The sequence below is a fragment of the Aromatoleum anaerobium genome, assembly GCF_012910705.2.
Lineage (GTDB): Bacteria > Pseudomonadota > Gammaproteobacteria > Burkholderiales > Rhodocyclaceae > Aromatoleum > Aromatoleum anaerobium.
Genome location: NZ_WTVG02000040.1, coordinates 520300 through 539531 on the forward strand (window position 1 = coordinate 520300; position 19232 = coordinate 539531).

The 19232-nt window shown below is 64.6% G+C and carries 16 protein-coding genes, 1 tRNA gene and 2 pseudogenes; 3 read left to right on the forward strand and 16 right to left on the reverse strand.

Annotated elements, in window-relative coordinates:
* The first annotated feature begins 158 nt into the window (after positions 1-158).
* Entirely contained in the window at positions 159-1397 is a 1239-nt protein-coding gene (locus GO606_RS17940) for an MFS transporter (protein WP_169120273.1), read from the forward strand.
* 322 nt (positions 1398-1719) lie between these two features.
* A pseudogene (locus GO606_RS17945) lies at positions 1720-2775 on the forward strand (recombinase family protein); the annotation flags it as partial.
* A 543-nt stretch (positions 2776-3318) separates the two neighbouring features.
* On the opposite strand, the pseudogene GO606_RS17950 reads toward GO606_RS17945, so the two are convergent.
* From GO606_RS17950 to rlmD, 16 genes and pseudogenes are all read right to left on the reverse strand, one after another.
* A pseudogene (locus tag GO606_RS17950) lies at positions 3319-3627 on the reverse strand (ISAs1 family transposase); the annotation flags it as partial.
* Positions 3628-3942: a HepT-like ribonuclease domain-containing protein gene (locus tag GO606_RS17955; protein WP_169117430.1), complete on the reverse strand. Its 315-nt coding sequence runs from the start codon at positions 3940-3942 to the stop codon at positions 3628-3630.
* A complete protein-coding gene (locus tag GO606_RS17960; RefSeq protein ID WP_211166521.1) occupies positions 3935-4228 on the reverse strand; it encodes a nucleotidyltransferase family protein in 294 nt (97 codons plus the stop codon). The genes GO606_RS17955 and GO606_RS17960 overlap by 8 nt, the downstream gene beginning before the upstream one ends.
* A gap of 244 nt (positions 4229-4472) precedes the next feature.
* Positions 4473-6044 (reverse strand): 3-hydroxybenzoate--CoA ligase HbdA, encoded by a 1572-nt coding sequence (hbdA, locus tag GO606_RS17965; protein WP_169117431.1) that lies wholly within the window; start codon positions 6042-6044, stop codon positions 4473-4475.
* Between the two features lie 65 nt (positions 6045-6109).
* Positions 6110-7141: a TRAP transporter substrate-binding protein gene (locus tag GO606_RS17970; RefSeq protein WP_169117432.1), complete on the reverse strand. Its 1032-nt coding sequence runs from the start codon at positions 7139-7141 to the stop codon at positions 6110-6112.
* 40 nt (positions 7142-7181) lie between these two features.
* A complete protein-coding gene (locus tag GO606_RS17975; RefSeq protein ID WP_169117433.1) occupies positions 7182-8513 on the reverse strand; it encodes a TRAP transporter large permease in 1332 nt (443 codons plus the stop codon).
* Positions 8510-9154 (reverse strand): TRAP transporter small permease subunit, encoded by a 645-nt coding sequence (locus GO606_RS17980; RefSeq protein ID WP_169117434.1) that lies wholly within the window; start codon positions 9152-9154, stop codon positions 8510-8512. The genes GO606_RS17975 and GO606_RS17980 overlap by 4 nt, the downstream gene beginning before the upstream one ends.
* A gap of 161 nt (positions 9155-9315) precedes the next feature.
* On the reverse strand, positions 9316-10494 hold the full coding sequence (locus tag GO606_RS17985; RefSeq protein ID WP_169117435.1) for an acyl-CoA dehydrogenase family protein: 1179 nt from the start codon (positions 10492-10494) through the stop codon (positions 9316-9318).
* 148 nt (positions 10495-10642) lie between these two features.
* The gene (locus GO606_RS17990) at positions 10643-11437 is read right to left on the reverse strand and encodes an SDR family NAD(P)-dependent oxidoreductase (RefSeq protein WP_211166522.1); all 795 of its coding nucleotides are present in this window, start codon (positions 11435-11437) and stop codon (positions 10643-10645) included.
* Between the two features lie 403 nt (positions 11438-11840).
* Positions 11841-12293 (reverse strand): GNAT family N-acetyltransferase, encoded by a 453-nt coding sequence (locus GO606_RS17995; protein WP_169117436.1) that lies wholly within the window; start codon positions 12291-12293, stop codon positions 11841-11843.
* Between the two features lie 62 nt (positions 12294-12355).
* Complete coding sequence (bzdQ, locus tag GO606_RS18000; RefSeq protein WP_169117437.1) at positions 12356-13276, reverse strand: benzoyl-CoA reductase, bzd-type, subunit Q; 921 nt, start codon at positions 13274-13276, stop codon at positions 12356-12358.
* A 50-nt stretch (positions 13277-13326) separates the two neighbouring features.
* Positions 13327-14136 carry an acyl-CoA dehydratase activase gene (locus GO606_RS18005; RefSeq protein ID WP_169117230.1) on the reverse strand — a complete coding sequence of 270 codons (810 nt, stop codon included), beginning with the start codon at positions 14134-14136 and terminating at the stop codon, positions 13327-13329.
* 130 nt (positions 14137-14266) lie between these two features.
* On the reverse strand, positions 14267-15571 hold the full coding sequence (gene bzdO, locus GO606_RS18010; protein ID WP_169117438.1) for a benzoyl-CoA reductase, bzd-type, subunit O: 1305 nt from the start codon (positions 15569-15571) through the stop codon (positions 14267-14269).
* Positions 15572-15590: 19 nt separating this feature from the next.
* Positions 15591-16730, reverse strand: coding sequence for a benzoyl-CoA reductase, bzd-type, subunit N (gene bzdN / locus GO606_RS18015; RefSeq protein WP_169117439.1), 1140 nt, complete (start codon positions 16728-16730; stop codon positions 15591-15593).
* Between the two features lie 373 nt (positions 16731-17103).
* Positions 17104-17191: transfer RNA gene (locus GO606_RS18020), tRNA-Ser, on the reverse strand.
* Positions 17192-17332: 141 nt separating this feature from the next.
* Positions 17333-18634, reverse strand: coding sequence for a 23S rRNA (uracil(1939)-C(5))-methyltransferase RlmD (gene rlmD / locus GO606_RS18025; protein ID WP_169117440.1), 1302 nt, complete (start codon positions 18632-18634; stop codon positions 17333-17335).
* Here rlmD and GO606_RS18030 point away from each other — a divergent pair.
* Positions 18618-19217 carry a hypothetical protein gene (locus GO606_RS18030; protein ID WP_246979727.1) on the forward strand — a complete coding sequence of 200 codons (600 nt, stop codon included), beginning with the start codon at positions 18618-18620 and terminating at the stop codon, positions 19215-19217. The genes rlmD and GO606_RS18030 overlap by 17 nt on opposite strands.
* Positions 19218-19232: the final 15 nt, after the last annotated feature.

Here is a 19232-nt window from a genome sequence, read left to right on the forward strand (position 1 = left end):
CAAGTCAACCCCCTGAGGCAGGATTCCTCTTGTCAACGTACGGAAGCCGACCCGGCGAGCCGCACGGTCCAGCACCTCTGGCAATGGTTTTCGCCTATCGCGCAGTTGACTGTTGTGACTGAGCACTCAATCATTCATCAACACTCCAGGGGAAAGCAATGCAGAAGACTTCATGGACCGCGGTAGGCATCGCGATCTTTTCCGGCATGGTGGCGGCAGCGGCCATCGGCAAGGTCCCGCCCGCGCTGCCGGCGGTGCGCGACCAGCTGGGACTGACGATGGTCGAGGCGGGCTGGGTGATGTCGACGTTCGCGACGCTCGGCAGTTGTTGCGCGCTGTTTTTCGGCGGCGCGAGCGCGCGTGTCGGCGAGCTTCGGCTGACGCTGCTCGGGCTCGCGATGATGGTGCTCGGCGCACTCCTCGGCGCGTTCGCGCAGAGTTACACGCTGTTGCTGGTGTCGCGCGTGCTCGAGGGCAGCGGCTTCATCGCCGTCGTCGTCACCCTCCCCTCGCTGATCACGCGCAGCACGGCGCCGCGCGACTACCGCCTCGCGCTCGGCCTGTGGAGCATCTACCTGCCATTCGGCAGCAGCGTCGTGATGCTGACGGCGCCGTTCCTGCTCCCGTCGCTCGGCTGGCGGGGCCTGTGGCTCGTTCTCGCCGGCGTGACGCTTGCCTGCGCGGCGCTGCTCTACCGCATGCGCCAGCGCTTCGTCGCGCCGGCGAACACCGCCAAGGGCCCCGCTTCGGGCGTGATCCTCGAAACCTTGCGCAGTCCGGGCGCGTGGTGCCTGACCGCCGCGTTTTTCACGTATACCCTGCAGTGGTTCACGCTGATGGTGTGGCTGCCGAGCTTCCTCGTCGAGCACCGCGGCCTTTCAGTGTCGCTCGCCGGCGCGCTGACCGCAGGGGTGGTCGCGGCAAACGTGCCCGGTAACATATTCGGCGGCTGGCTCGTCCACCGCGACATCCGGCGCGGCACGCTCATCTGCGGGACCTCGCTGTTCATGCTGGCGTGCGCGTTCGGCATTTTCGACGAGCGCCTGCCGGACGCGCTGCGCTACGGCCTGTGCCTGCTGTTTACCGCTGTCGGCGGCATTCTCCCGGCTGCCGCGTTCTCGGGCCTGACCGCCCATGCGCCGTCGCCGCGGCACATCGGGGCGGTCAATGGACTGCTCGTGCAGGGCTCGAACCTCGGCCAGTTCATCGGACCGCCGGCGATCGCCGCAGCCGTTACCGCGGGCGGGGGCTGGCACGCTGCGACCGGCATCATGGCAGGGGCTGCCGTGGCAGGCGTCGCCGCCGGCCTGTTGCTGCGGGTGATCGAACGCACCCAGCCGGACGCGCGCAGCGCCCCTGCGGACCATGCGCTCGCGGAAGGGGGCGGTCCGGGCTGATGAAGAACGCGGCAACGACACAAACGGCGGTCTTCGATGGTCTGATCACAAACGACAAATTCTGCGTCACCCGCTTTGTCCGGCTGACACTGACCTCGCCGCGCCATGACTGGCGGCGACAGGGCACGGCTCAGCATGCTGCGTGTCCTTCCGCGGAGAGTGTTCTCTGCGGAGGGGGCCATGAAACACCAATGGCAGATTCGCCGGCAGACGAAGCCGTTGCCGGACGGTCAGCAGCGGTGGGATCGAGCCTACCAGCTGTTGCTGGAATGGAGCCGGTGTCCGGCGGCGCCTCCGCATCCACCGGCAAAGGAGAAGGATGATGCGAGTTGCCGTGTATGTGAGGGTATCGACCTCGAACCAAGTCCACCAGCAGACCATTGATCAGCAACTCGATCGCCTGCGAGCCCATCTCCAAGCACAGGACCTTACCCTGACGGATCAGAACATCTACCGTGACGACGGCTTCAGCGGCGCGCGCCTGAACCGTCCCGGGTTGGATCATCTGCGCGATGCCATACGGGAGCGCAGTATCGATCGGGTGGTGCTGACGGCGCCGGATCGGCTGGCGCGCAATTATGTCCATCAGATGCTGCTGCTGGAAGAATTCGAAGAGCATGGCTGCCAGGTCGAATTTCTCGACCGCCCGATGAGCCAGGATCCGCACGACCAGCTGTTGTTGCAGATTCGCGGAGCGGTGGCCGAATACGAACGCACCCTCATCACCGAACGGATGCGCCGTGGCCGCCAGGCAAAGCTGCGCGCCGGAGTGTTGTTGCCCTGGACGCGGGCGCCCTACGGCTACCGCCTTCATCCCGATCGGCCGCGCGATCCGGGCGGGGTGGTGCTGGAACCCGGCGAGGCCGCCGTGGTGGCGGAAATCTTTGCGCTTTACCTGGAGCCCCAGGTGAGCCTGTTGCAACTGGCGCGCACGCTTGCCGAACGTCATATACCGTCGCCCGGCGGCAAGTCGGTGTGGGCAGTCGCCACCTTGCACGGGATACTGACGAATCCCGCCTATACCGGCCAGGTCTATACTGGACGAGTACGTTACCGCCCACCCCGTATCCGGCGTTCGGCGACCCACCCGATTGGCCGGCCGCACGAAAGCCGCATCCCGGTGCCACGCGCCGAATGGATTGCGGTGGCGACGGTGCCGGCCATCGTGGCCACCGAACAGTTTGACCTGGTACAAAGCGAGTTGGCGAAGAATCGATGCTTTTCGCAACGCAACAACACGGCGCACCCCTACCTGCTGCGGGCGCTGGTCAGCTGCGGCTACTGCCGGTATGCCTGTATCGGTCGCACGGCGGTCCGTTCTCCCTATTCGTATTACATGTGTTCGAGCAAGCTCAGATGGGCCATGTTGGGGCGTGAGCCTTGCCATGCGCGTTTTGCTCCGGCCGGCCAACTCGATGATCTGGTGTGGCGCGACTTGTGCGAAGTGCTGACCCATCCGGCTGAACTCACGCGGGCGCTGGAGCGGGCGCACGGCGGACAGTGGTTGCCGCAGGAATTGCAGGCACGCCGGGAGAACCTGCGCCAAGGCCGGGTCAGCCTGGGCCAGCAGATCGACCGCCTGACGGAAGCCTACCTGCACGACGTCATTGCCCTGCCTGAGTACGAGCGGCGGCGTCGCGACTTGGAACAGCGCGATCAGGCGTTGGCGGAACAGGAGCGCCAGTTGTCCGCCCAAGCCGACCGGCATGAGGAACTCGCCGGCACCGCCATCGCCATCGAGAACTTCTGCGCCCGCGTATGCGCTGGACTGGATAACGCCAGCTTCGAGCAGAAGCGCCAGTTGGTCGAACTGCTGATCGATCGGGTCATCGTCACGGACACCGCGGTGGAAATCCACTATGTGATTCCCACCGACCGGAGCAGCGAGCACGTCCGTTTTTGTCATTTGCGTACAGACTATCTCCACTTCCCAGTGACTGCGCACGGCGTGCGCGATCTTGTCCGCGTCCGGGGCGAGGCTGCTGATGTAGTGGCACCGCTCGACGGTGGTCTTGCCGCCCACGGTGCGGCTGCGCTCGACCACGGCAAAGCTTCGGATGTCGCGCCGCTGCTCGACCTGATAGAGTCGCTCGCCCACGTCGAACGCCCAACAGCGGCGCAGCTCCTCGCGCCCATGGCCGCGCGAGCGCGTCTCGTTGGAGCTTACCGCCGTCAGCGGCCCGCCCACACCCGCGTGCAGGAGGGGGATCGAGTCCATGAGCTTCGGGTGTTAGTGGGGCGGTCGAACCCGTCTCATCGGGCGACGGGCCGAATTTCTTGCGGTGACGCCGGTCGGGAGGGGGCGGTTTCGGGTTGCGATGATCATCCGCCACGGAATCTGGGGATTTGCCGCGCGTACGGCATCCGGGACGCGCGTTGCAGCCTCGCCGATCAGCTCGAGATTGCGTACGGATGCGTCGTAGCTCAATCCGCTGGCGATGAATGCGGCCTGGTCGAGTTGCTTGGTGTAGGCGATCACCTTTTCGGCAAAGCCGATCATGTCGTCGAGATAGAAGCGCCATTCGCGCGCGCCGCGGTCAGACATGCACCGCCTCCTTCTCGACGAATGGGCGCAGTTCGGGGCGCAAGGCCTTGTCGGTCACCAGATCGACCGGGACGCCGAACATGTCTTCAAGATAGAACTGAACACCGAAGTAACGCTCCGATGTGGCCGGACCATCGAACGCGACCAGGATGTCGACGTCGCTATCGCCACGCGCGGTGTCGCGAACGGTGGATCCGAACAGGGCGAGATCCGTAACGCCGTAGCGCTCGGCCAGCGTGGGCTTGCTTCGGGCGAGTAGTTCGAGGGCGCGTAATCGGTTCACCATGTCCTCCTGGTGCGCTGTGGGGGCCGGCCCGGCAATCTTGCGTAGCAAGTCCGACCGAATGCCCGGCGAGTGATGCTCCTCTCTTCCACCTGCCGACGGTATCGGGTGCGTCGATAAGATTATCCCGCTTTGCCGGAATTTCGTGTTGTCCCTGCCGGCCCCGCACGCGGCGCCGGCCCTCTTTGCAGATCGGCGTCGGGGTGGCTGGGCTGCGGCTTTGCCCGACCGCCCGACGTGGTTCACGTCATGCGGCCGTTTTCATCATTTCCCGCAGACGGTATTTCTGGATCTTGCCGGTGGCCGTGCGCGGCAGCTCGTCGACGAAGCGGATCGTGCGCGGGCACTTGTAGATCGACAGGTTCGCCTTCAGCGTGTCGAGGACTTCCTCGGACAGCCGTGCGTGGTTCGCCGCCGGATCCTTGGCGACGGCAATCAGCGCGAGGCGCACCAGCCCGTCATCCTGCTGGATGCCGACGACGGCGGCCTCGGAGATCCCCGGCGCCGTCATCGCACAGGATTCGATCTCCGACGGGCTCACCCATTGCCCGGAAATTTTCAGCATGTCGTCGGCGCGCCCGTTGTGGTACCAGTACCCGTCGCGGTCGAAACTGAACATGTCGCCGGGGTAGTACCAGCCGTCCCGCAGCGCCTTCGCGGTCAGTTCGGGCTGCTTCCAGTAGCCGGCGAACTGTGACGGCGTCCTGATCGCGATCAGCCCCGGCACATCGGGGGTGACGATCTCTTCGCCGGCTTCATCGACTAGGCGGACTTCGGCCCACGGCACCTTCTTGCCGCACGAACCCGGCCGCTGCTCGTGCCCCTCATTGACGAGAAACAGGAAGATCGTCTCCGACGCGCCGATGCCATCGATGATCGGTTTGCCGCAGGCTTCGAGCCAGCGCTGGTAGAGCGTCTCGGGCAGCTTCTCGCCGGCCGACAGAAAATGGCGGATCTCGCGGCACGCGGGCGTTTCGGCGACGCCTTCGCGCAGCAGGTTGCGGTACATCACCGGTGTGCTGAACAGGATCGTCGGCTTGTGCCGCTCGATGACGCCGGCCATCAGCGTCGGGTCCGGCCAGCCCGGCACGACGATCACGGTCGCCCCGCAACGCAACCCGCCCATCAGCGAATGGCCGAGCGCCCAGCCGAAGAACATCTTCGATGTGGTGAAGATGCGGTCTCCCGGCACGACGCCGAAATACTCGCGCTCCATCTGGTCCGCGATCAGCACGCAGTCGTGCGTGTGCATCACTGCCTTCGGCCGGCCGGTCGTGCCCGAGGAGTAGACCCAGAACGCGATGTCGTTCGGTGCCGCCGGCTCCGATTCGAGCGCATCGGAGCGGCCCTCGACGAAGCTCTCGAGCGACACGCAGCCCGCAGGAGGCGCGGCGCCGCGAACCACGACCAAAGGCCGGGACGCGAGCTCGCCGGCGATTTCCTCGTACAGGTGAACGAACTCGGCATCGATCATCAGCACCCGGCACTCGCTGTCTTCGATGACGTAGCGCACGTCGCGCGGCGCGAGGCGGACGTTGAGCGCAACCGAGACGGCGCCAATGCGCATCGTGCCGAGGTAGGCCGCAACCATTTCGGGCGAGTCGTCCATGAGGAAGAGCACCCGGTCTCCCCTGGCGAGCCCATGTTCCTTCAGCGCGTTCCCGGTGCGATTGACCATCGCATTCAGTTCGCCATAGCTCACCGAGCGTTCGCCGCTGACGATCGCGGCCCGATCGCCGAGCCCCAGGAAAAGGGGGCGACCGATGATTTCGTCGGCCGCGTTCATCGTTCCATATCGCGCGGTATTGTCAAAGCTCATGTCTGCTCCACAACGACAGAAAAAATCCCCGGCGCGAGGACCGGGGAGCGAGACGACCTTCGCGGTCAGTTACTCAGCAGGGCCTGGGCTTCGGCGAGCAATTTCTGCCCGTCATGCCCCTTGGCGGTGACTTCCTTGACCCACTCGGCAGTCACCGACTCGGAGGCCTTCTGCCACTTCTTCACTTCGTCCGCGGGCACCATATAGAAAGTGTTCTTGCGGTCCACCGCCGACTGACGCCCGGCCAGCGTCGCGTCATCCCAGACCTTGCCGGCCCACGCCGACACCTCGGCGCCGCTGTTCGCGTCGATGACCTTCTTCAGCTCCGGCGGCAGGCTGTCGTATTTGGCCGGGTTCATCGCCAGCACGAAGGCCGATGTCGACAGCAGCGGCATGCTCGGATCGGTCTCGGTGTGATACTTGACGACGTCCTGCACCTTCATCGCCGGCACCACTTCCCACGGGATCATCGCCCCGTCGATGACCCCCTTCGACAGGCTCTCGGTGACCAGCGGCACCGGCATCGGCACCGGCGTGGCGCCCAGCGCGGTGAGCATCCGCGTTGCCAGCCGGGTCGGCGCGCGTACTTTCAGGCCACGCAGGTCGTCCATCGTCTTGACTTGCTTCTTCGACGTGTGCAGGGCCATGCCGGAGATCACGTGGAAAACCAGCGGCCGCACGCCCTTGTACTCCTCCGTCGCGTTTTTCGTCGCGTAGGTCCACAGCGCCCGGCTCGACTTCTCGCCGGAGATGCCCATGAACGGCAGCTCGAACGCTTCGGTCACGAGGAAGCGGCCCGCCTGGTAGCCGGGCAATGCCCAGACGATGTCGGCGACGCCGTCCTTGGCCTGGTCGAACAGCTGCGGCGGCGTGCCGCCCATCTGCATCGCCGGATAGATCTGGCACTTCAGCCGGCCCGCGGATTCCGCATTGATTTTCGCGCACCACGGTTCGAGGAACTTCAGCTGCGTGTTCGACGACGGCGGCAGGAAGTGATGCACACGCAGCGTGACGACATCGTCTGCCTGGGCCTGGGCGGCACCAAACGTCATCAGCACGGAAGCGCAAAGCGGGGTGAGCAGGTTGCGGGTTTTCATCGGTTTTTTCCTTTGAACAGATCGAATGAACCGGGCCCGGCTAGCCGCCGAAGGTCCGTACCAGGTACAGCGTGATAACCGGGAAGAACATCAGCAACACGATGCGCATCAGGTCGGAGGCGAGGAACGGCATCACCCCCTTGAAGGTGTCGCTGAGCGGGACGTCCTTCGCGAGACGGTTGATGATGTAGATGTTCATGCCGACCGGCGGATGCACCAGACCGATCTCGACGACCATCAGCACGAGGATGCCGAACCAGATCGACTTGTCTGCCTGGCTCAGGTCCCAAAACTCCAGGCCCATCACCACCGGATAGAAGATCGGGATCGTCAGCAGGATCATCGCCAGCGCGTCCATGACGCAGCCGAGGAAGACATAGATCAGCAGGATCGCAGTCAGCACCAGCAGCGGCGACAGGCCGCTGTCCTTCACCCAGTTGGCGAGCTCGGCCGGCATCTGCGTGAGCGCGAGGCCCGTGTTGAGCATGTCCGCCCCGAGCAGCACGAGAAAGATCATCGCCGTCGCTTCGGCTGCCCCGAGGATGCTGTCCTTGACGCCTTCGAAGCGCATCCCGCCCGAGACGACCGCGAGGATGCCGCACGCGGCGGCGCCGATCGACGCCGCTTCAGTCGGATTGGCCCAGCCGCCATAGATACCGATGATCACGACCAGGAAGATCAGTGCGACCGGGAACACGCTCGCGATCGAACGCAGCTTCTCGGCAAGCGGCACATGCGGGCCGGCGGGGCCGGCTTCCGGCTTGAGCGTGACGATGATGCGGATCACCAGCATGTAGCCGAGCATCGCGATGATGCCGGGCAGCACCGCCGCCATGAACAGCTTGCCGATCGATTCCTGCGTCAGCACGGCGTAGATCACGAGCGGCACCGACGGCGGGATCAGGATGCCGAGCGTGCCGCCCGCGGCCAGCGCGCCGGTCGACAGCGCGCCGGAATACTTGTAGCGCTTGAGCTCCGGCAGCGCGACCTGGCCCATCGTCGCGGCCGTCGCCAGCGACGAGCCGCAGATCGCGCCGAAGCCCGCACAGGCGCCCGTCGAGGCCATCGCGACGCCGCCGCGCCAGTGCCCGACCAGCGAACTCACGCAGCGGAACAGCGCCCGCGACAGGCCGCCGTGCGTCGCGAACTGCCCCATCAGCAAGAACATCGGGATGACGGCGAGGTCGTAGTTCGAGAGCCGCGCATACGCGAGGTTCTTGAGCATGTTGAGAAAAGGCGACCAGTCGCCGCCGGTCATCGTCAGGAAGCCGCCGGCGCCGACCGTGAACATCGTGATGCCGATATGCACGCGCAGCACGAGCATCACCAGCAGGATGCCGAACATCGTGACGCCGATTTCGATGCCGCTCATTTCGCCTCTCCCAGTGCATGACGGAAACGCCGTCCGGCGATGTACAGGCCGGTCAGCGCGAACAGGATGAAGCTCGGCACGATCAGCGCGATCGCGATCCATCCCGGCCATCCGAGCATCAGCGACGCCTCGCCCGACTCGAACGACGCGACGGCGCCGATCGCGGTGCGCCACGAAACCAGCAGCGCGACGACGCACATCAAGAGCGCGGCGAGGCCGTCGAGGAAGGCGCGCAGGCGCGCCGGCATCCAGGTCGTGAAGAAATCGACCTTCACGTGCCCGTCGGTCATTTGGCAGTACGCGAAGAACGTCGCCGCGGCCACCGCCGCGCCCATCTGCAGCACCTCGAAATCGCCGGGCACCGGCAGCGAGAACAGCTTGCGCCCGATGATCGACACCAGCGACATCGCGATCAGCACGATGAACAAGACTCCGCCGGCCAAGGCGAACATCCTGCTGACCCCGTGCAGCCGCATGCCCCATGGCCCGTGCGGCAGCGCTTCAGGATGGGCGACGTGTTCGATGGAACCGGGCTCGAGCAGGATTCCCTCTTCGCCCGCGGGCACCGTGGGTCGAACAGGAAGCCCTTCGGCGCCACGCGGCGTAGCCGTCGCATCGTAGCTCGCAATGCTTGCATGCATGTTTTGTCTCCTCCTGCATGGGGAACTGGATGAATGCCCAGTCCCGCAATAACGGGTATTTTCCCGATTGGTCCCGGCCCACGCCGCAAGGTCGCGGGCCGGCTTTACGCCGGACGCGAGTGCCAAACGATCCCCGATCGTTTGGCACCGGACGGCCGGCGTCAGTACTTCTGTTCCCGTTCGTACGCTGAAAGCGTCTGCCGGGCGATGATGAGTTGCTGGACTTCGGTTGCGCCTTCGTAGATGCGCAGCGACCGGATCTCGCGATACAGGCGCTCGACGGGGTGATCGCTGACGACTCCGCAGCCGCCCCAGATCTGCACGGCGGCATCGATGACCTGCTGCGCCGTCTCGGTGGATGTCATCTTCGCCATCGCGGCGGCGCGCGTGATGTTCTGTCCCTGATCGCGCAGCCACGCAGCGCGGTAGGTGAGCAGCGCCGAAGTGTCGACACCGGTGGCCATCTGCGCGAGCTTCGCCTGCGTGATCTGGAAATCAGCAAGCTTCTGGCCGAACATGTCGCGCGTCGTCGCGCGCTTGAGCGCTTCGTCGAGCGCGCGCCGCGCAAAACCGAGCGCCGCCGCGGCCACCGACGTGCGGAAAATGTCGAGGGTCTGCATCGCGACCTTGAAACCCTGGCCCGGCAGGCCGAGGAGGCAGGACTTCGGCACGCGGCACTCGCGAAAGCGCAGACGGGCGAGCGGATGCGGCGCGATGACGTCGATGCGTTCGGCGATTTCGAGCCCCGCCCTGTCGGCCTCGACGATGAACGCGGAAAGCCCGCGGGCGCCGGGCGCTTCGCCGGTGCGGGCGAAGACCACGTAAAAATCGGCGATGCCGCCGTTCGAGATCCACGTCTTCTCGCCGTCGATCACGTACTCGTCGCCGTCCTGGCGCGCGCTGCAGGCCATCGCGGCGACGTCCGAACCGGAGCCGGGCTCCGACAGCGCGAAGGCGGCGATCGCCCGGCCGGCTGCGACGCGCGGCAGGTAGTCGCGCTTCTGCGCGTCCGATCCATGCAGCGTGATCGCGCCGGAACCCAGCCCCTGCATGCCGAAGGCGAAGTCGGCGAGCCCGGAGTGACGCGCCAGCGTCTCGCGCAGCAGGCATACCGCGCGGGTATCGATGACGTCGTGACAACCGCCGTAGGCGGTGCCGCCGACGACGTAGCGCAGCCAGCCGGCGGCGCCCAGCTTGGCCACCAGCTCGCGGCACGCGGCGTCGAGATCGCTGCCGTGATGTGCGTTCACGTTCGCCGACGCCCAGGCCTCGAGTTCGATCTGCAGTTGCCGGTGACGCTCGTCGAAGAACGGCCACTCGAGATAGGTCTGATCACTCATCTATTTCTCCTCCTGCAAACGGGAAGGTGAGCCGATGTCACCTCCTCCTCTGGTTCATTGCACTGCGCCGCGCTGCCGGCGGGCGGCGGTGGTCAACCGGACCCGCTCCGGGATTTCCGCACTGCCGGCCTGTCGCGTCCGCGCAGCCTCACATGACTTCTCCGCCGGACACCGAAATCGCCTGGCCGGTGATCGCTTCCGCACCCGGCAGGCACAGCCACAGCACGGCATTCGCGACTTCGTCGGGACGAACCAGGCGGCCTTGCGGGTTGTGCTTTGCCAGCTCGCCTTGCGCTTCGGCTTCGCTGCGGCCAGTCTTGGCGCGGATATTCGTGATCGCCTCGCGCACGATGTCGGTGTCGGTGTAGCCGGGACAAACCGCATTCACCGTGATGTTCTTCTGGGCCAGTTCGAGCGCCAGCGCGCGGGTCATGCCGATGACGCCATGCTTGGCGGCGCAATAGGCCGAGACGTAAGGGTAGCCTTTCTGCCCGGCAGTGCTGGCGACATTGACGATGCGGCCCCAGCCGGCGGCGAGCATGCCGGACAGCACTGCCTTCGTCCCGAGGTAAGTGCCGGTGAGGTTGACGTCGAGCATCTGCTGCCACAGCGCGAGATCGGTCTTGATGAACGGCGCGCTCGACGCCTGGCCGGCGTTGTTGACCAGGATCGAGACCGGCCCGAATCTGTGTGCGGCCGCCTCGAAAGCGGCCGCGACGGAGGCCGGGTCGGCGACGTCGACGGCTTCGCAATGCATGTCGCAATGCACGCCGATGAGTGCGCGCAGCGCGTCCGCCCGCTCTTCGAGCGGTTCGCGCGTGCGCCCCATCAGCGTGACGCGGGCGCCTTGTTCGGCCAGGCGCTGTGCGATCGCGGCACCGATGCCACGGCCGCCTCCGGTGACCACCGCATGCTTGCCGGAAAGTTCGCGCACCGTACTCATTCCACCCCCTCCTTCATTGACTGGAACCCATCGCCACCTGCCTGGCACCGATGCTCCGCTTCCTGCCGCCGCAGGGCGCGTATCACCCCTCGGGGTGTCACTGCCACCCAAATCAGTGAATGAATGGTCACTCATTCACCTCCATGCGTCAAGTCATATTCGACGTTGAAAGGACAATTCTTGTGGTGAGCCGTCCGTGTGGACGGCGCCTGTTTCTTCTGGAATGAATTGTGGCGGAGACAGTGTTACTACCGGCCTGGCGATCGTCGGTCACGACCACCCGGCCCATCGGTGCCGCAAGTATGCAGCGCTTCGGCGCGCTCTGGTTGACTGCAGGCAGTCCCGCGCCAAGATGTCGCCTCCGGCGCGGCAGACCTTGCCGGTCACCGCGCCGGCTACCCGCTCAGGGCAGCTGATATTCCAGATTCACCCGCTTGGACGGCGTGAACTTCTGCCGCGAGAAGAATTTCTCCAGCGCGAAATCGTCCCAGTTCACCAGCGTGTAGACCTTCTTCACGCCCGCCGCCTTCATGTTCATCATGAACTGGTCGAGCATTTCACTGGCGATGCCGTGGTTCTGGAACTCCGGATGGACGCCGAGGGTGTCGATCGTCGCGGACGTTTCCGGGATGCCGAACTCGCCGAAATAGACGTCGCCCATGACGAAGCCCACGATCCTGCCATCGATCTCGCAGACGATCGACGAGTTGATGTTGTGAGCAGAATTGAGGATTGTCTCGAACTTGCGTTCGTAGTAATCGCGGCGGGAGCGCTTTGCACCGATTTCGTCGATTGCGACGACCGCGCCGAGATCATCCTTCTTCAGTACGCGCATTACACGGTTCTTTTCAGGCATTTCCCCTTCTCCTCGATAAATGCAGCGCCGGCAGGGATGCCGGCGCTGCTTCAGCCCCGACTTCAGGCCGCTTTCACCTGCTTCTGCATCAGCGTGTAGCCGAACAGCGCCGCGCCCAGCGCGCCGGCGATCTGGCTGTCGATCTTGGTGTCGACCGCCTTGATGCCGAGGATGCGCTCGATGCGCTTGACGACACCCGGGTTCTTCGCGATGCCGCCGGTGATGAAGAAGCCTTCCTCGACGCCGATGCGCTCCAAGAGGCTCACCACGCGCTCGGCCATCGCCTGGCAGTATGCCGCGATCACCTTGTTCTTGGTGTAGCCGGCCTTCAGGAGACCCAGCGCTTCGGACTTGGCGAACACGACGCAGATCGACGACACCGCTTCGGGTTCGACATCGACGTCGAACGAGCGCGGGCCCAGTTCGGCGATCGGGATCTGCATCAGGTCGGAGATGACTTCCATGCCGCGCCCGGTGCCGGCCGCGCACTTGTCGTTCATCAGGAAGTTGGTGACCTTGCCTTTCTCGTCGCAGTGGATCGCCTTGCAATCCTGGCCGCCCATGTCGAGGATGGTGCGCACCTTGTTGCCGCCCATGTAGTTCGCGCCGCGCGCGTGGCAGGCGATCTCGGTGATCGCCTTGTGGGCGAACGGCACGTTCACCCGGCCGTAGCCGGTGCCGACGACGTAGTGGATGTCCTCGAGCTTCATGCCGATCTTGTCCATGATGCCCTGCAAGGCATTCCTGGCCGAGTCCGGCGAGTTGTTGCCGGTGCGCATGCTGTTGTAGCCGTACAGCTCGCCGTCACAGACCAGCACCGCTTGCGAGGACACCGAGCCGACGTCGATGCCGCAGGTGATGATCTTGGCGTCTCTCCAGTCCTTCTTCGTCTCGTCGAACCAGACGTTTTCCTGCCAGCGCCAGAATTCCTTCTTCTCGGGGGCCGCTTCTGCCGCCGTGGCCGCAGCAACTTCTGCATTCATTTGATCGCTCCTTTATCCGTGTCTTGTCGCGTGTCTTTGCGCGTATCGGTTCAGTGCTGGCGTTCGGCCGCGATCAGCGCGCAGCCCAGCGCGCTGACGAATTCCGGCAGCTCGGGCAGCAGCACCTGATCGACGTCCATCGCGTTCTTGAGCGACGCGACGAAACCGGGGTTGTGCACCATGCCGCCGATCAGCACCACGTTGCCTTCGATGCCGACGCGGCGCACCATCGCGCACACCCGGCTGGCGACCGCGTCGAGCACGGCCTTGGCGATGTCTTCCTTCGGCGTCGCGGAGTGGATCAGCGACACCACTTCGGACTCGGCGAACACCGTGCATTGGGCGTTCATCGGGATCGACTTGTCCGAGCGCAGGCTCGCTTCGCCGAATTCCTTGAGCGTGAGCTGCAGCGCGCGGCTCATCGCTTCGGCGAAGGAACCCGCCCCGGCGGCGCACTTCTCGTTGCCGGCGAAGTCGATCGCCTTGCCGTCCGCGTCGGTCTTGATGCCGCGCCCTTCCTCGGCGCCGACGTCGACCACGGTGCGCGCCTGCGGGTACATGTACACCGCGCCGCGCGCCCCTGCCGTCATCTCGGTGACGCCTTCGGTGGCGAACTCGACCTGCTTGCGACCGGCCCCGGTCGCGAACACCGACTTCACCTGGTCACGCGACACCCCGGCCGCGGCCAGCGCTTCGGTGAAAGCCTTCTCGGCGGCCTGGTCGGCGTCGATGTCGCCCGGCATCATCAGGTGCGCTTTCTTCACCGCGTAGTTCAGTTGCGGCGCGCCATCCACCTTGATCTCCTCCAGCAGCACAACCTTCACGCTGCGGGAGCCCATGTCGATTCCAGCGGTAATCATTCTCGTATCCTCAATCGAAAATTCATTCTGATACCACCTGCACGCCGGAACGCACCGATTCGTCACCCGCCGCACGTGTGGTGCGACAGGCGACGTCGGCAACGATACGGCGCGCTGGCAGCGCGGAAAATCAGGCGGCCAGGCGGCGCAGGCCGAGCTGCTCCATGAACGCATCGACCCGCGCCTGGGTGCGAACTTCGTCGAACTCGCGCTCGTCGCCCATGTTTCCTTCGTACGTCATGATCGGGATGCCGGCCTTCGCCATCGCCTGGCGGTTCTCCATGATCCCGACGGAGAGACCTTCGCAACCGCGGTTCAGGTGCATCATGCAGCCATCGACTTTCCAGTCGCGCGCGATGTTGAGCATCATCTCGGACTTCACCGACGGGTCGAAGAACTGCTGCCACAGCGGCTTCGACAGGTTCCAGTCGGCATAGAGACGCAGCGCCGTGTCGCGGTCGTTCATCTCGATGCCGTTCTCCCACGGCAGCGTGCGTGCGCCCCAGCTGCCGTCGGGCTTGGTCTCCCACGTGCCTTCGAGGCCGAAGGTGTAGAGCGAGCCGACCGACACCGCGCCGTAGCTCTCCAGATAGCGGAATATCTTCAGGAAAGGCCACGGCGGCTGCGTGTCCGACATCAAGCGGCAGCGCTCGTTGGGCACTGCGGCGATGCCGCGCGCGACGCGGTCCTTCACTTCCTCGTACAGCTCGTCATAGAAGTCGGCGCACCACTGCGAGGACTTGTGCAGGATCGCGAGCACGTACAGCGAGTACATCGTCTTCTCGTCGAGCGGCGCCGGCACGGCTTTCTGCAGTTCGCAGATCTGCGCCCAGCGTGCGGTCGAGCGCATCTCGTTCTTGATCGCGCGGATCAAGAGCTCGTCGTCGCACTTGCGACCCGTGGCTTTCTCGACGAACTCGATCGAGTCGTGCAGCTGGCTCGTCACATAGTCGAGGCGGTCCGGCGTCAGGTCCTTGTACGCGCCGACCGACACGTCGACGTAGAAATCGGGAATGCCTTTCGTGCGCGCGACGTGCTGGTACCACTTCGCGTGCGAGCAGCAGATCTGCGTCTGGTAGATGAAGTCCGACTTCGGCCACTTGCCGCCGTAGAAGTACTCATCCAGATGCATGCTGCCCCAGTAGATGCGCATGTACGAGCACATGTCGCGCGCGAAGCCGTAGGATTCGGCGGCGTCGAGGCAGCGCTGGGTGAATTTGCGGTCGAGCGACACGCCGGCCGAATACGGCTCGCCGGTCAGCGGATAGACGTCGTCGCCGAGCGAGGTCGGGATCGCGTCGAACGACCAGCCGGCCGCCGACCAGCGGATGCCGCCGTTGTCCTTCGCACGGGCGTAGTTCTGGTAGTACTGCTCGCGCAGCTGCTTGGCCTTGCCCCAGAGCTTGAGCGGTTCGGTCGGGTACAGGTTCGTCATGGTTGGTCTCCTTGAGGGCTCAGAACAGCTCTTCTTCGCTCAGCGTCTCGAGCATCGCTTCGATGCGGATGCGGAACGGGCCGATGGGGTTCGTGATGTCGAATTCCAGGAACAGCGTCGGAATGCCGTTGGCTTCGAGGTGACGCTTCAGGTCCGGGTAGTCGCCCTCGTGCGGATCGCAGAACTTCTGCTGCAGGAAGATCGCGGCCTGGACGTTGTATTCCTTCGCCAGATTGAGCACGTGGTCGAAACGCGTGTGGGCCGGGTAGTCCTTGGTCGGGCACGCCGGCCGGTCGCAGTAGCGCTCGGCGATCGCGCGGACGACGTCGTCGCCGGGTTTCGAGGCGTTCCAGAAGTAGCGCGTGCCCGAGCACTGGTCGTCGATGACGATCGTCGCGCCGACGGATTCGACCATCGCCATGAACGAGACGTCGTCGTTTTCCGAGCCGATGGTCATGAAGCGCGCGCCCTGCGGACGATCGAGATTGCGCGTCGGCAGCGCCGCCAGCACTTTCTTCAGCTGCTCGTTGTGCTCGCGCTTGTCGATGAACTGGGCGGTGATCGACGCATACAGCGCTTCGACGCCGGTCACCTGCGGGTTCGTTTCCTTGCGGTAGTCGAAGAGCTGGCGCAGCAGGCGGCGGTTCTCGTCACACACGGCAAGCGACTCGCGCAGCATGTCGTCGGTGATTTCCTTGCCGGTCAGCGTCTGCAGGAACACGCGGAAGCGCTGCACTTCGGCGATATGCGCCTTGCGCGAATGCGGCGACTGCACGTCGTTCGGCATCGCGACGTAGTAGTCCCACTTCACCGTCGGGACATTCTGGCGCCACGAGCTGTAGGTCTGGCGGTACTGGATGCACGACTGCGTCAGCGTCACGCCTTCCGCATAGTCGTAGCGGCCGAGCAGGCCCTGGGCGAGCGAGTCGCGACAGAACGGGCAGAACATGCCGAAGATGTGCGGCTCGGTGACGTTCTGCGGCTCATGCGCGCCGAGCACGCGCACCGGCAGCATCCCGGCCGCGATCAGCAATTCCTCGGGCGAATAGGTACACATCGTCGCCACGACCTGCCCGCCCGTGCGCGCCTTCCAGGCCCGCGCGTAGTCGTGACGCTTCTCGTACCACTCCTTGAACTGGTCAAACAATCCGTCGTTCATGAACTTGCCTCCTTAAGAATGTTCCGCTGCGCGGCGGATCCGGCCATCTGAAAAACATATCGAGCGATACAAACCCCATCCGCCCCTGGGTCTTCACTTGTTTGATGCCAATCAAACGACTGAATGAACACTCACTCTACTCGCGGTTTATCAGGAATGCAAGCATTCGGGGGGAAATCGGGTCCGGCCACCGAACAGGGGTAATCCGGGAGTGCCTTGATGGGCAGGACGTCGCGGAGTCGTGGCTCAACGGGCCACGGCTTGCTTGAAGCCGAGGCGGTGTCGCTTGACACCAACCTCGTTTCGGCTTTGCACTGTTTAGTATGGGGTAAACGGAAAAAGCGGCCAAAATGACCGCTTTTTCTCGTATTTTTGGCGGAAGCGGTGAGATTCGAACTCACGAACGGTTGCCCGTTGCCGGTTTTCAAGACCGGTGCAATCGACCACTCTGCCACGCTTCCTGGGCGGGGGTTCAGGGCAGGTTTTCAGTTGCGCTGCCCTGCTGCCGAGAGCGGCGAAGTATACCACCGGGCACGCCGTGCACCGCCATATGGAAGCTGCCGGCACGAATCCCGCGGTGCGGGGCGGCAAATTCCTCCGCGTCAGTTTCGCTCGAAAAGCGCGATCGATTCCACGTGCGAGGTTTGCGGGAACATGTTGGCAATGCCGGCGCCTCGCAGCACGTAGCCCTTCTCGTGCACCAGCACGGCCGCATCGCGCGCGAGCGTCGCCGGGTTGCAGGATACATACACGATGCGCGCGGGCGATTGCAGCGCGCTGAGCGCCTTGACGACCGCGATCGCTCCTTCGCGCGGCGGATCGATCAGCAGCTTGTCGAGCCTGCCGAGCGCAGCGAGACTGTCCTCGGTCGCTTCGAAAAGGTTTGCGGCGTGGAATTCGCTGCGGCCGTGCAGGCCGTTGCGTCGCGCGTTCTTGGCCGCACGCCTGACGAGTGATTCGCTGCCCTCGACGCCTACCACGGTGGCTCCGCGGCGAGCGATCGGCAGGCTGAAATTTCCCAGCCCGCAAAACAGGTCGGCGATGCGCTCGCCAGGCCGGGGGTCGAGCAACTGCAACGAACGACGGATCAGCAGGCGGTTGATGTCGATATTCACCTGGGTAAAATCGGTCGGCTGGAACGCCATCGCGACATCGAACTCGGGCAGGGTGTAGGCGAGCGGCGCGGCGCCCTTCGGGTGCAGCGGATGAGCTGTCGCCGGCGCGCCGGGCTGCAGCCACACCTGCACGCCGTGCTCGTCGGCGAAGGCCGCGAGCCGCGCCTCGTCCGCGGGAGTCAACGGCAAAAGGTTGCGGAACACCAGTACGGTCGTCGTGTCGCCGATCGCGATTTCGATCTGTGGCAGCCGGTCGGCTATCGAGAGTCCGCCGACGAGTTCGTGCAGTGCCGGCAACATCCCCGAGACGTGAGAAGGCAGGATGGCGCAGCTGCGCATGTCGGCGATGTAGCTGCTGCGCCGTTCGTGGAAGCCGATCAGCACTCCGCCTTTTTTCGGCACCACCCGCACGCCGATCCGCGCACGATAGCGGTAACCCCAGGACGGGCCGTGAATCGCCGCGTAGATGATGCCGGGCCTTACCTTTCCGACGTGCCACAACGCGTCCTCGAGCACGCGCTGCTTGGCGGCCGCCTGCGCGACCGAATCGAGATGCTGCATCGAGCACCCGCCGCACACGCCGAAATGCTCGCACCGGGGCACAACGCGCTGGGCGCTGGCCTTGATGATGCGTGTCACCTCGGCGAGGTCGTAACTCGGCCGCTGACGATAGACCGTATATTCGACCCGCTCGCCCGCAAGCGCCCCCTCGACGAAGACGACCTTGCCGTCAACGTGCGCGACCCCGCGACCTTCGTGATCCAGCGACTCGATGACTGCGACAGGCATTGAAGATCCGCCAAAAGTCGGTGATTTTACGTCTCTCCGCAGCACTTTTTACAGCGATACATCGCTGGCAGGAAAACTTCCCGGAAGCATCCAGGCGGCAGGTCACCTTGCTCCCCCATTCATACAAATTGAAACATGTTGGTCGCCGGGAAATGTCGTGGACCTTGTGCCGTGCGGAGTCCATGCCGTTTATCCGGGTGCGGCACTGCAACACATAACGAGTGGCAGCGACATTGACATGTTAGAATTTCCATTGGTCTACCGCTTGCATAATCGCTTTGACGATCTGCAGACAAGGCGGATCAACTGCTGTCATCACCTCTATCTAATAAGGAAACCAGACATGAAACAATCGCTCCTCGTCGCTGCCCTGCTCGCCTTTGCCCTGTCCGCATGCGGCAAGAAGGAAGAGCCCGCCGCTCCTCCGGCTCCCGCCCAGGAAGCAGCCCCCGCAGCCGCCGCCGGGGAAGCCGCGAAGGAAGCCGTGGAAAGCGCCAAGGAAGGCGCGGTCAATGCGGTCGAAGCAGCCAAGGAAGGTGCTGAGGCGGCTGTTGAAGCAACGAAGGAAGCCGTTCAGAAGTAACGAGCTCTTCAGGAA

Bases quoted from the DNA above. Each gene is read 5' to 3' on its own strand.
- GO606_RS17940 (WP_169120273.1), top strand. From the start codon at position 159: ATGCAGAAGACTTCATGGACCGCGGTAGGCATCGCGATCTTTTCCGGC.
- GO606_RS17955 (WP_169117430.1), bottom strand. From the start codon at position 3,942: ATGTCTGACCGCGGCGCGCGCGAATGGCGCTTCTATCTCGACGACATG.
- GO606_RS17960 (WP_211166521.1), bottom strand. From the start codon at position 4,228: ATGGTGAACCGATTACGCGCCCTCGAACTACTCGCCCGAAGCAAGCCC.
- hbdA (WP_169117431.1), bottom strand. From the start codon at position 6,044: ATGAGCTTTGACAATACCGCGCGATATGGAACGATGAACGCGGCCGAC.
- GO606_RS17970 (WP_169117432.1), bottom strand. From the start codon at position 7,141: ATGAAAACCCGCAACCTGCTCACCCCGCTTTGCGCTTCCGTGCTGATG.
- GO606_RS17975 (WP_169117433.1), bottom strand. From the start codon at position 8,513: ATGAGCGGCATCGAAATCGGCGTCACGATGTTCGGCATCCTGCTGGTG.
- GO606_RS17980 (WP_169117434.1), bottom strand. From the start codon at position 9,154: ATGCATGCAAGCATTGCGAGCTACGATGCGACGGCTACGCCGCGTGGC.
- GO606_RS17985 (WP_169117435.1), bottom strand. From the start codon at position 10,494: ATGAGTGATCAGACCTATCTCGAGTGGCCGTTCTTCGACGAGCGTCAC.
- GO606_RS17990 (WP_211166522.1), bottom strand. From the start codon at position 11,437: ATGAGTACGGTGCGCGAACTTTCCGGCAAGCATGCGGTGGTCACCGGA.
- GO606_RS17995 (WP_169117436.1), bottom strand. From the start codon at position 12,293: ATGCCTGAAAAGAACCGTGTAATGCGCGTACTGAAGAAGGATGATCTC.
- bzdQ (WP_169117437.1), bottom strand. From the start codon at position 13,276: ATGAATGCAGAAGTTGCTGCGGCCACGGCGGCAGAAGCGGCCCCCGAG.
- GO606_RS18005 (WP_169117230.1), bottom strand. From the start codon at position 14,136: ATGATTACCGCTGGAATCGACATGGGCTCCCGCAGCGTGAAGGTTGTG.
- bzdO (WP_169117438.1), bottom strand. From the start codon at position 15,571: ATGACGAACCTGTACCCGACCGAACCGCTCAAGCTCTGGGGCAAGGCC.
- bzdN (WP_169117439.1), bottom strand. From the start codon at position 16,730: ATGAACGACGGATTGTTTGACCAGTTCAAGGAGTGGTACGAGAAGCGT.
- GO606_RS18030 (WP_246979727.1), top strand. From the start codon at position 18,618: ATGACTGCGACAGGCATTGAAGATCCGCCAAAAGTCGGTGATTTTACG.
- rlmD (WP_169117440.1), bottom strand. From the start codon at position 18,634: ATGCCTGTCGCAGTCATCGAGTCGCTGGATCACGAAGGTCGCGGGGTC.